The organism is Neptunicella sp., from assembly GCF_048268085.1.
Classification (GTDB): Bacteria; Pseudomonadota; Gammaproteobacteria; order Enterobacterales; family Alteromonadaceae; genus Neptunicella.
In genome coordinates, this window is the sequence record NZ_JBLWWF010000017.1 from 66257 (window position 1) to 78582 (window position 12326).

At 39.4% G+C, this 12326-nt stretch carries 12 protein-coding genes; 10 read left to right on the top strand and 2 right to left on the bottom strand.

Annotated features, from left to right (window positions below):
- Position 1: 1 nt before the first annotated feature.
- Together ACTD55_RS14095 and ACTD55_RS14100 are read right to left on the bottom strand one after the other, a co-directional pair.
- Positions 2 to 313: a DUF6170 family protein gene (locus ACTD55_RS14095; protein ID WP_438864973.1), complete on the bottom strand. Its 312-nt coding sequence runs from the start codon at positions 311 to 313 to the stop codon at positions 2 to 4.
- A 78-nt stretch (positions 314 to 391) separates the two neighbouring features.
- Positions 392 to 1939: a peptide MFS transporter gene (locus tag ACTD55_RS14100; RefSeq protein WP_438864974.1), complete on the bottom strand. Its 1548-nt coding sequence runs from the start codon at positions 1937 to 1939 to the stop codon at positions 392 to 394.
- A 583-nt stretch (positions 1940 to 2522) separates the two neighbouring features.
- Between ACTD55_RS14100 and wecA the strand changes: the two genes are divergently transcribed.
- The 10 genes from wecA (at position 2523) to rfbB (ending at position 12306) form a co-directional block, all read left to right on the top strand.
- Positions 2523 to 3593, top strand: a complete 1071-nt coding sequence (wecA, locus tag ACTD55_RS14105) for a UDP-N-acetylglucosamine--undecaprenyl-phosphate N-acetylglucosaminephosphotransferase (protein WP_438864975.1) — start codon at positions 2523 to 2525, stop codon at positions 3591 to 3593.
- 160 nt (positions 3594 to 3753) lie between these two features.
- A complete protein-coding gene (locus tag ACTD55_RS14110; protein WP_438864976.1) occupies positions 3754 to 4137 on the top strand; it encodes a hypothetical protein in 384 nt (127 codons plus the stop codon).
- A complete protein-coding gene (locus ACTD55_RS14115) occupies positions 4134 to 5888 on the top strand; it encodes a polysaccharide biosynthesis/export family protein (protein WP_438864977.1) in 1755 nt (584 codons plus the stop codon). Before ACTD55_RS14110 ends, ACTD55_RS14115 begins: the two co-directional genes overlap by 4 nt.
- Before the next feature lie 19 nt (positions 5889 to 5907).
- Positions 5908 to 6693, top strand: coding sequence for an ABC transporter permease (locus ACTD55_RS14120; protein WP_438864978.1), 786 nt, complete (start codon positions 5908 to 5910; stop codon positions 6691 to 6693).
- The gene (locus ACTD55_RS14125) at positions 6690 to 7340 is read left to right on the top strand and encodes an ABC transporter ATP-binding protein (protein ID WP_438864979.1); all 651 of its coding nucleotides are present in this window, start codon (positions 6690 to 6692) and stop codon (positions 7338 to 7340) included. Before ACTD55_RS14120 ends, ACTD55_RS14125 begins: the two co-directional genes overlap by 4 nt.
- 2 nt (positions 7341 to 7342) lie before the next feature.
- Positions 7343 to 8815, top strand: coding sequence for a lipopolysaccharide biosynthesis protein (locus ACTD55_RS14130; protein WP_438864980.1), 1473 nt, complete (start codon positions 7343 to 7345; stop codon positions 8813 to 8815).
- 33 nt (positions 8816 to 8848) lie between these two features.
- The gene (rfbA, locus tag ACTD55_RS14135; protein WP_438864981.1) at positions 8849 to 9730 is read left to right on the top strand and encodes a glucose-1-phosphate thymidylyltransferase RfbA; all 882 of its coding nucleotides are present in this window, start codon (positions 8849 to 8851) and stop codon (positions 9728 to 9730) included.
- Entirely contained in the window at positions 9731 to 10279 is a 549-nt protein-coding gene (rfbC, locus tag ACTD55_RS14140) for a dTDP-4-dehydrorhamnose 3,5-epimerase (RefSeq protein ID WP_438864982.1), read from the top strand.
- 15 nt (positions 10280 to 10294) lie between these two features.
- Positions 10295 to 11161: a dTDP-4-dehydrorhamnose reductase gene (gene rfbD, locus ACTD55_RS14145; protein WP_438864983.1), complete on the top strand. Its 867-nt coding sequence runs from the start codon at positions 10295 to 10297 to the stop codon at positions 11159 to 11161.
- Positions 11162 to 11223: 62 nt separating this feature from the next.
- Positions 11224 to 12306, top strand: coding sequence for a dTDP-glucose 4,6-dehydratase (gene rfbB, locus ACTD55_RS14150; RefSeq protein WP_438864984.1), 1083 nt, complete (start codon positions 11224 to 11226; stop codon positions 12304 to 12306).
- Positions 12307 to 12326: the final 20 nt, after the last annotated feature.

Consider the following 12326-nt stretch of genomic DNA (forward strand, 5'->3'; position numbering starts at 1 on the left):
CTTACTCCTTTGATTCGCGTTCAGATTGCAACACATCTGACAGGTATTTTTCACTTAAACCATATTGTAATGGCTTGATCAGTAATGGAAAACACAATAACAGTAATAGCATCCACAGCATCACCGACCAGTCTTGTCCGACTCGCAATAATAAGAAAAACACCGGTACTAAAATCACTAATTTTAAAATATTTAATAACAGTTTTTCGGGTAAAGTTAGCTGTTTACTGGCTTGGCTGAGTTTATCGATTCGCTCAACTAAGGGGAGTGCCGCTAATTGTGGAATGTGTTTACTGGAAAAAATAAGTCGCATGAACAAGCCTTTAGATTAAATGGATAGATATAAAAAAGCCGGATAATTATCCGGCTTTTCGAATGAAGACCCTAGTATTTAATGTACGCCGTGCATACCTTTTTTCAGTAGAGGTGTCATGACTAAGATAAATACACCGACACCGATACTGATTAAACCAATGTCATTATAAACGCTGATAGTTGCGCCAATGTCTAATTGGCCACTGTCTGCACCATGAGCACTACTGCCGGTAAGTGAACTGATCCATCCCGCGACATAATTGCCTAAAGCGGTAAACAGGAACCAGGTTCCCATCATCATGCCGACAATTTTAGTGACACTAAGTTTAGTCACCATGGATAAACCCACCGGGCTTAAACATAATTCCGCGACGGTTAAAGATAAATAAATAAACACCAGCCACATGAAGCTCTTGTTGGTGCTGTCATCCAGTCCCATTCCCCAGGCAAACACCATATAGCCCAACCCTATTAGTAACATGGCCAAACCGAATTTACCGGGCGTAGAGGGTTCAATACGTTTTTTAGCTAATGCCACCCATAACCAAGCCATCACCGGCGCCAACATTACGATAAATAAGGCATTTAACAGTTGCACCTGGGAAGCAAGTACATTCATACCCAATACATTGAGATCAAATTGTTGGTCAGCTAAGAGTGTTAAACTGGCTGCTTGTTGCTCAAACAACGCCCAAAACACTGATTGGATCGCAATCAAAAAGCACGCGACCATAATACGATTACGTTCAATCGTATCGCATTGGGTAAAGGCGTAAACCAAAATAATACCAATCATCACAAAGCCGGAAACGCCCAACAGCGACCCAACGAAGGTTTGATATTGCATCAGTACCCAGCTCACCGCGACCAGAACTAAACCGAACAGGTAAATGGTATATTCTTTATTTAAACCAATAGGGGATTTTTCTTTTAAAATGGCAGGATTAGTCGGTTCTGCACGGCCATCTAAATAACGTTGGCCCCACAAAAATACTAATAATCCAAACAGCATCCCTATACCGGCAAGACCAAAACCGTAGTTCCAGCCATAGGTTTCACCTACATAGCCCACTAATGCGGTAGAGAATAATGAACCTAGATTGATACCCATATAAAAGATTGAGAAACCACCATCACGGCGAGGATCATTCTTTCCGTATAACGCACCGACAATCGTGGAAATATTGGCTTTAAGAAAACCGACTCCAGTGATAATCAGGGCTAAAGCCAAAAAGAAGATATTGATATACAGATCATTTCTGACAACGGTATCGCCGTCCATAAAGGATGCCGGGCCATGGAATCCCATCAACCCGTGCCCTGCGACTAATAAAATCGCTCCATAGGTAACGGCTTTTCGGCTGCCTAAATAGCGATCAGCCATATATCCACCAATAATTGGCATCATATAAACTAACCCAGCGTAGGCGCCATAAATCATACTGGCTTCACCAGCGCTGTATAAATGGTATTTAACGAGATATAACACCAAAATGGTACGCATTCCGTAATAAGAAAAACGCTCCCACATTTCGGTTAAAAAGCAGATTGCGAGTCCGATGGGATGTCCCATCAAATTACGTTCTTGCGAACCTGCGTAGAGATCTTCAGTGGTCTCTGACATTTCTTACCCCTAATTCATTTGAATGACTTATTATAATAATAATTAATTTGTTCAAATTAGTTATAAAACTAAACCGAGCGGTTATACCGTTGCTAACAATGAAAAGCAAGAAATGAGGGATGTGATAACGGTTATATACGTCAAATGGCTAAGTCCAGCATTAAATATTATCGAAATCTGGGCAGGTATTTTCAGCTACCCATTAATGTTCACTGAAATAAAAGTGTAAATAACAATATATTGCTATTCTTTAAATGACTTAATTTTATCTGAAGTGATTTAAACTGTGAAAAAACAATAACAAATTAGATCAATTTACTAACACGAATAGACTGGTAAAGCGTGATATATCTTTGTTAACATCGCCACCCATAAATACAAATCATATTTCTTGTGCAAACACATGGAACACGTGAACTGCATGGTTTTATTTAGGCAGGAAAATGTCGCTAATCAGATACATAACTTACAACAGAAGATAGAATGAATTTTAAATATTTACCGACAAGTTTTGTATTAAATCGATTGGTTAGGCGACATAGATTTAAACGGATTTTATATTCAATAAGGAATTATAGTTAAGATGTTTGCTTACCTTGAGTTTACCCCCCTTTTTATGGCTTTCTTTGTAGCTGTTTTGTTGATCGTCGTGATGAATCCGGTCGCACATCAATGGGGACTAGTGGATCAACCAGGAATTCGAAAAAATCACAAAGGCATTATTCCACTTACAGGTGGGCTGGCAATGTTCTTTTCAATTCTAGTGTCTAGTTTCGCGACAGATGTCTGGTTACGTAACGACCCAATGTTTTTCACCGCAGCATCTTTCATTGTTTTATTAGGTATGCTGGATGATCGTTTTGAGTTAAGCCCCAAAGGAAGGCTTATTTGTCAGTTTGGTGTCGCGGCAATTATGGCTTGGAGTGCACAAAACTATGTTACCTCTTTAGGTAATATAATTGGTTTTGGGGATATTCATTTAGGAGTTTTCGGGTATTTCTTTACATTAGTGTGTGTCGTTGGTGTCATCAATGCCTTCAATATGATGGATGGTATAGATGGATTAGCGGGGGGCATGAGTCTAATTGTTCTGTTAGGTGTCGTTGTCTTATTATTATTGTCCAATAATGAAGCTGAAATAATGGGGCCTATGCTAGTCATTGCGGCCTTAGTTCCTTTCCTTGCGTTTAACCTGAGTATTAAAGGTTTTAAAGGTAATAAAATCTTTATGGGCGACTCGGGTAGCATGTTTATTGGCCTTACCATTGTATGGTTACTTGTAGAATATACACAGGGACAACACGAATCGATGCGTCCTATTACCGCTGTTTGGTTAGTTGGGCTTCCCCTGATGGATATGGCAGCCATAATGTATCGTCGTGCCAAAAAGGGAGAATCTGTATTACGACCAGATAAACAGCATTTGCACTATATTTTCATGCGGGCAGGATTGTCTTCAAAAGCCACTTTGATAGCGATATTGCTCATTGGCTGTGGTTATGCCTGCATTGGTATTATTGGCGAAATAGCACAGATTCCAGAGTATGTGATGTGCTGGTTGTTTATTGTAGGTATGTTTATTTATAGCTACATTATCCAAAATATATGGATGATATTGCGTCAATTACGCTTGATTAAGCGAAGTTTTAATTAATTAACATTCACTTAGTTATCTAATAATCTTACATAAACGACCTATTGGCGCGCAGTTTTTATATCTTCATTGCTGATGTATACTTCTGACTCATCATTGATAAATAAAACATATTTCTAATGGATAAAATGTTCTATAACTATAATTTTCAAATACCTGTATGAAATATCTCACCGTTTTTTCTCTACTTTGTTTGATATTGTCCGGCTGTGCCGGAAATGTGCATACACAAACTACTCAAAATAATGTGTTAGATAAGGCTCAAGGTGTTTCAGCCTATAAAACCTTACCTAGTGTTAATTGGGTGCAACTTGATAATGCCGACATTGGTACAAGCATGGTGATTGATAATAGTCATGTGCTATTAGGGAAAAAATATTTTTCTGCTAGTGGAGCAATTTGTCGACAGCTTAATTGGATGGCAGATGAAAGTGGTTCAATCCAAAATAAAACGGTATGTAAAAATAATAAAGAAAAACAGTGGTATTTGGTAAAACCAATTGTGGTGCCGCATGAAGAGTTCTATGAATTGGTGAACAAATGATGATGCAACGACCGACCTGTAGGTTTTTTCTGATAATTTTTCATATTATTTGTTTGGTTAGTTATATTCCTACAGCGCTTTCTCAAACAAATTTATCCGCGGAACAAATTGAACAAGCCAAACAAGCTGGTCAAAGTCAACGAGTTGATTTATCAAAGTATATGCAAACCGAAAATGGTCATATCGGAGAAGATAATAGTACTCCACCGCATAGAAAAACAGATAACTCTTATAGCCCATTGCCTTTTGGCTCCAACTTATTTGATAGCGGAATTGACTCAAGCCGCACCGATGGGTTGAATCCTGAGTATCTAATCGCGCCAGGAGATAAAATATCAGTTCAGCTATGGGGCACTGTAGAAATGGCTGATGTTTTCATTGTCGATAATCAAGGCAATATTTTTCTACCGCAGATTGGCCCAGTGCAGGTAATGGATGTTCCTGCCAAAGCAATCAATACCGTCGTTACTGAAAAAATACGGTCCGTTTATACTAATAACGTCAATATTTACGTTAATTTATTAACGGCAACTCCTATTAGTGTATATGTTTCAGGCCCAGTTGTTAGACCCGGTCAATATGCCGGTCTGTCTGCTGAATCTGTTCTTTACTATTTAAAACGGGCCGGAGGAATAGATCCAGAAACCGGCAGCTATAGAAAAGTTCAGGTTATACGTAATAATCAAACCGTGATGACTTACGATCTTTATGACTTTTTGCGTGAAGGTAAACTGGCTCCGTTTGCATTTAAAGATGACGATGTGATTTTAGTCGCTGAGCAAGGGCCTGTGGTGACGGTTGAAGGTGCAGCTCGATATCCATTTCAATTTGAATTAACTAAAAATCATTCAACAGGAAATGATCTTGTCTACTATGCTCGGCCGTTATCTAAAACCAGCCATGTTGCTATCAATGGTAATAGACTCAATGGGCCTATTTCTGTCTATGTGCCATTAAATGAGTTCCTGGAATTTCCTGTCGCTGATGGCGACGTTGTACTTTTTAATGACGACTTAAGACCTCAAGTAATTAGTGTACAGATTTCTGGAAGTTATGTTGGTCCTTCTTTTTACACAGTAAATAAAGATGTTCGCTTAAATGACCTGTTGAATCACATTGAGATAGACCCGGAATTAGCTGATATATCTTCCATTTACATCAAAAGAAAAAGTGTTATTGAACAACAGAAGCAGCTTTTGGAATTGTCACTACAACGTTTAGAACGAAGTGTATTCACAGCCCCTGCGGCATCTGATGGTGAGTCAAGAATTCGAGCTCAGGAAGCTCAGTTGGTGATGAAGTTTGTAGAAAGAGCCCGCAGTGTAAAACCTCTTGGAAAAGTCGTTTTATCGGCCGATGGACATATTGCGAATGTTAGATTGGAGCAAGGTGACGAAATTGTCATTCCATTAAAAACCGATTTAATTCAAGTTTCTGGAGAGGTGATGCTTCCTCAGGCGATTGTCTACAATACTGGCGCAACTATTTCTGATTATGTTGCATGGTCAGGTGGGTACAGTGAAAGAGCAAACAGTGACAGAATTGCTATTGTGCATGCTAATGGTTTGACGTCTTTTGTTGATTCAGGAGAGGGGGGCCATTGGTTTAGTAATGACGATAGTTATCAAATTAAGCCTGGCGATCAAATTTTAGTATTACCTAAAGTGGATACCAAGTTGCTACAAGCGGTTAAAGATATTACTCAAATTATTTACCAGATAGCTGTAGCAGCTAATGTTGCTATGAATTGATTGGTAAAGATAATCTTCTATGGCAACGGTTCAAAAAAGAAGTAAATGGAAAATTTGGTGCGATGTAATCTTTGCTCTATTTGCCCGGGAAATCCGTATCGGATTTAATGATAAGTTCGGTATAAGTTGGGCAGTACTGAATCCAGTTATTTTTATTTTATTACTTTCTTTTGCCAGAGGCCGACTTGATGGCGGTGAAACACACGGCATTCCTACCTTTGTGTTTATGTCCTATGGACTCATAATCATTCAAGTGTTTTTACAAACCTTTAATGCAGGCTCCAGTGCGATAAAAAAAAATAAGGCATTATTTGCTTTTAGGCAAGTACAGCCGATTAGTGCAGTGATTGCAGCGTGTTTTTTTGAAGTGTTAGTTAAAGTGTTTGTGGTATTAGGGCTAATGTTAGCCATGTATTTTCTGGACATTGAATTAAAAGCATCAGATCCCCTAAAAATAATGGTGTATGTTTTGTCTATTTGGCTTTTTGCCTTAGGCATGGGGATGATATTTGGCTTGGCTATTCTTTTTGTGCCGGAAGTTCAAAAAGTACAATCCTTGATTACCAGACCCTTGTTTTTTATCTCAGGGGTGTTTTTTTCATTACAGGATTTTCCACCCGATTATTGGCACGTACTTAATTGGAATCCAATATTACACGCTATTGAGCTAGCCCGTTTCGCAGCTTACCCAGAATATGGTGATGCTGGCGTAAGCATCGGTTATTTAATGGTTACTGTACTGACTACATTGTTTCTGTCTTTGATGGTGTATCAAATATCTTGGAAGCAGGCCATTAGCCGATGATATTATTGGATAATGTGACGAAGTGTTATCGCTCTCAGGTGGATAATTTGTATATTTTCAAAGATCTTAACTTTGAAATTCCACCTGAACACAATATTGCTATTTTAGGCGCAAATGGCGCCGGTAAATCTACTTTATTTCGCTTGATTGCGGGAAGTGAATATCCGAATAAAGGACGAATTATCACGGATAAAAGTATTTCCTGGCCTGTTGCATTGAGTACCGGTATTCACGCTCAAATGACCGGCCGTGAAAACACCCGTTTTATAGGGCGCGTAAATGGTGTCGCGGATTTAGCTGAATATGAAAGAAGAGTCGTTGAATTTGCCGAATTAGGCAAAAAATATGAATTACCAGTCGCCAATTATTCGAGTGGAATGCGTTCTCGATTGGCTTTTGCTTGTTCATTAAGCATAGATTTTGATGTGTATTTAATTGATGAAGTAACCGCTGTTGGTGATGCTAATTTTAAAAGAAAAGCTAAAAAAGCACTGCTAGATAAAAGCAAAGAAGCAAGCGTAATAATGATTAGTCATCAAATGAATGAATTGCGTCAATTTTGTGACAGCGCCATTGTTATTGATCAAGGCCAATTAACATTTTACAACGACCTTAATGAAGGTATAAAAAAATATGAGGCGTTATAAATATGACTCAATCATCACAGCATAGTTTAGAAAATGAATTGGCCGAATTTAAGGCTAGTCTTGAAAAAGGTCAATGGATGGATGCTGAATTTCTATTGACTAAAATTGAGGATATCAAAGAGAGTAATTTACCTTTGGCAATTCGATTGCTGCAACGAGTGAGAAACCTCAAACCAAGTGATGCTATTAATCAGCGTATAACATTGCTTAATCGGCAACTCAGAGCTAAAAAACCGGAATTGATGCAATCATCGTCATCTGAGAATGAGCCGGTTATAAAGTCTACACGTTCTATGGAATCGAATAACACCAGCCAAATTCCAGAACCTCAATTTTCGGTTAAACAATGGCAATACTGGCGACGATGGTTAATGAGACCCTTTATTGCATGCGTTATTATTCCTTTCTTATTATTTGCTCTATATCAGATTATTTGGGCTAGCTCTCGATATGAAAGTCATGCACAAATGATAATCCAGCAACCCAATGGTATGACGACCTTGGAGCCTAAATTAGCTCTGTTGTCCGGCTTTGCTGGGGGAATGAGTAGCGGTTCTGATACGCAATTGTTACAGGCCTTCATTTATTCAAATGATATGCTTGAGTTCCTCGAACAAAAACTTGAATTGAGTCAGCATTATGCCAGTAAAGACCACGATATCTTTAGTCGTTTATCATCATCTGCGAGTCTAGAAAAAAAGCTGGAATATTTTCAAAAACACGTACTCGTTGAGATAGATGACCAATCCTCCGTTTTTACGGTTAAGGCGCAGGGGTTTGAGCCCGAGTTTGCCCAGCAGTTAACTATTGCCATCACTGAACATGCTGAACAATATATTAATAAAATTGGGCATGATTTAGCTAAAGCTCAGTTAGCGTTTGCCCAACATGAACACGATCTGGTTATGAATAAGTTGCAGCAAGCCAAGAGTGCCTTGTTAAGCTTTCAGCAGCAATACAATTTATTGGATCCAGAGGCTGAAGGCATGGCCCTACAGCAAATCGCGTATGGTATAGAGAGTCAAATTGCGGCCAAGAAATCGGAGCTAAGGACTTTACGCAGTAGTATGAGTGAAACTGCTCCAATGGTAATGCAGACTAAAGAACAGTTACAAAGTTTACAGGAACAACTGGAACATGAACGTCAAAGGTTAACCCGCTTATCCAAAAGTTCAGATATTGAAAATAAGGGACAAGGTTTGGGGGTTAACGAAATTATTGCCAAATTTGGCGAGTACAAAATGAATCTCGAGTTTGCGATTGAAGCTTATGCCTCATCTCAGGTTTCTCTCGAAAAGTCGAGGATTGAAGCTTACCGACAATTGAAATATTTAGTCGTTGTGGAAGCACCGACATTACCAGAAGAAGCCAAATATCCTCGGGTAGGGTATAATTGCATGCTGTTTTTTGTGCTTATCAGTATGGTTTTTGGTATTGGTAAAATAATTTTGGCGACAATCGAAGAGCTTAAATAGCACTTTTGAAGAGTAATAGGAAATATCATTAATATGAGTAGAAAAGGTATTGTTTTGGCGGGTGGCTCAGGAACACGATTACACCCACTTACATCTGTCGTGAGTAAACAACTCATGCCCATCTATGACAAACCAATGATTTACTATCCTATTTCTACATTAATGTTGTCCGGGATCCGCGAAATATTAATCATTTCCACTCCGCTTGAGTTACCACGATTCAAGGAACTACTAGGCACGGGAGAAAGTTGGGGAGTTGAGTTTAGCTATGTCGCACAGCCCTCTCCAGATGGCCTAGCCCAGGCTTTTATTTTGGGTGAACAATTTATTGGCGACGATGCCTGTACATTAGTGTTAGGCGATAACATTTATTACGGCCATGATTTGCAAGTGTCTTTAGTTAACGCTGCTAAACAAACCCATGGTGCAACTGTTTTTGGTTACCATGTTAACGACCCGGAGCGATATGGTGTCGTTGACTTTGATCAAAATTGGAAAGCCTTGTCAATTGAAGAAAAGCCGCTTCAGCCAAAGTCAAATTATGCAGTAACAGGATTATATTTTTATGATAATCATGTTGTTGAAATGGCGAAACAAGTTAAGCCATCCGCTCGTGGCGAATTGGAAATTACCGACCTCAATAGCATGTACCTAGAGCAAGATAAATTGCATGTTGAGTTGATGGGAAGGGGATCAGCGTGGCTAGACACTGGCACCATTGATAGTTTGCTTGATGCTTCCAATTTTATTGCTGCGATAGAAAAGCGCCAAGGCCTAAAAATATGTTGCCCCGAAGAAATTGCGTTTCGAAAAGGTTATATCAATGCAAACCAGTTAGAACAATTGGCCACCCCATTAATTAAAAGCGGTTATGGAAAATATTTAATGAAACTGCTGCAAGATAGAGTGAAGTAAATGCAAGTTATTGATACTCCAATAGCCGATGTTAAAATTATTGAGCCGAAACTATTTGGTGATGAAAGAGGTTTTTTTCAGGAAACGTTTCGTGATGACTGGTTCCGTCAGCATTGTGCCGATGTCACTTTTGTACAAGATAATCATAGTAAATCAAAGCAAGGAATTTTAAGAGGGTTGCATTATCAGTTACAGCAAACCCAAGGTAAATTGGTGCGTGTGATAGAAGGTGAGGTGTTTGATGTTGCTGTGGATATGCGTCAACATTCGAGTACTTTTGGTCACTGGTTTGGCGTGTACTTATCGGCACAAAATCATCGTCAATTGTGGGTGCCGGCCGGTTTTGCTCATGGTTTTTATGTAACCAGTGAAACGGCCGAATTTGTTTACAAGTGCACTGATTACTATCATCCAGAATCAGAAGTAAGCATGTTATATAGCGATAATGATTTAGCTATACAATGGCCATTAATTAATAATAGTGAACCCTCACTTTCAGATAAAGACCGTCATGGTGTGTTGTTTCAGCATGCACCGACATTTAAATAAAGTGTTACTTAAATCATGATTATTGTAATTGGAAAAAGTGGCCAATTAGCTCTAGCTATCAGAAAAATCGCAGCAGATAGGGAAATCCTCTTTCTAGGTCGGCATGATATTGATATTACTACTATTGATAATATCGAATTAACACTCAAACATTTTCGTCCTGTGGCAATTATTAATGCCTCTGCATATACCGCGGTGGATAGGGCTGAAACGGATGCTGAACAAGCCTACTTGTTAAATGAAACTGCCGTAGCGAATTTAGCCCGGTATTGTGCTAAAAGGGCTATCCATTTTGTTCACGTTTCTACCGATTATGTTTTTGCGGGTAATAAAGGCAGCCCCTATCTGACTGACGATGACTATGGGCCTAAAAGTGTCTATGGTTCGAGTAAAATGGCCGGTGAAATAGCAATGTTAAAATATTGTCCGAACGCCTGTATTATCAGAACTAGCTGGGTGTATTCCAGTGAAGGGCAAAATTTCGTTAAAACAATGTTGCGTCTCATGCGAGAAAAGTCAGAGCTAGGTGTCATCGATGATCAAATCGGCTCACCAACATCGGCTAACGCCTTGGCAAAAGCTTGTCTTGTAGCGGCAGAGAAGAAAGTGGTTGGCATCCATCACTTTACTGATGCCGGAGTAGCCAGTTGGTATGATTTTGCAAACACAATTCAACAATTGGCGCACCAAAAAGGATTGTTATCCACGCTAATTCCCATTAATCCTATACCGACCCGCGCTTATCCGACACCGGCTCAACGACCCGCATATAGTGTACTGGATAAAAGTAGTTTAAAAGAAAGTTTTAATCTGCAACCCAAGCATTGGCAGAGTGAATTAACGATGGTATTAGACGAGTTGTGTCAAATTAAAACCGATTAGAATGAAAGGCATATAGAACCAATTGTTATCTATGTGCAGCATAAAAGGAATAATCACAGTATATGAAAAAAACGTTATTAGTGACTGGTGGTGCCGGTTTTATCGGAGCAAACTTTGTTCATTATTGGTTGAAATCTAATCCCGATGATTCAGTTATCGTACTTGATGCACTCACCTATGCAGGCAATATTGATAATCTGGCAAGTGTACAATCGCTGGCAAATTTCCATTTTGTGCACGGTGATATATGCGACACCGATCTGGTAGAAAAGTTATTGCATGAATATCAAATTAATACCATTGTGCATTTTGCTGCTGAATCCCATGTGGATCGCTCCATAACCGGTCCCGATGCGTTTATTGAAACCAATATTATGGGAACCTATAGCCTACTTAAAGCAAGCAAAAAGGTATGGATTGATTTGCCCAAAGAACAAGGCCGAGAATCCGTATCACATCGTTTTCATCATGTCAGCACGGATGAAGTTTATGGGACTTTGGGGCCAGATGATCCCGCTTTTAGAGAAGACACAGCATACGCTCCCAATTCCCCCTATTCAGCCAGCAAAGCGGCTAGTGACCATTTAGTGCGTGCTTATCATCATACTTATGGATTAGATGTCACTACCAGTAACTGTTCGAATAACTATGGTCCATACCACTTCCCTGAAAAATTGATTCCTTTGATTATTGCTAATGTGTTGCGTAACAAGCCCTTGCCTATATACGGGGATGGACAACAGATCCGCGACTGGTTGTATGTGGAAGATCATGCCCGTGGGATTGAGCTGGTTATTAATAAAGGACGTGTAGGTGAGAACTACAATATCGGTGGACATAATGAATGGGCCAATATCGATATTGTTAAACTGATTTGTGACAAGATGGATCAGGCCTTTGCCACGGATCCCCTGTTACAAAAACGTTTTCCACTGGCAAGCCAAGCAATAGCGGGGGAAAGCCAAAGCCTAATTTCCTATGTTACCGACCGTCCTGGTCATGATCGCCGTTATGCCATTGATGCAACTAAGACTAATCAAGAATTGGGCTATAAACCGTCTGAGTCTTTTGAAACCGGAATAGCTAAGACATTACAATGGTATTTAAGTAATGAGTCCTGGTGGAAGCCGTTGCTAATTAACTAGCGTATAGATACAAGCTGGCT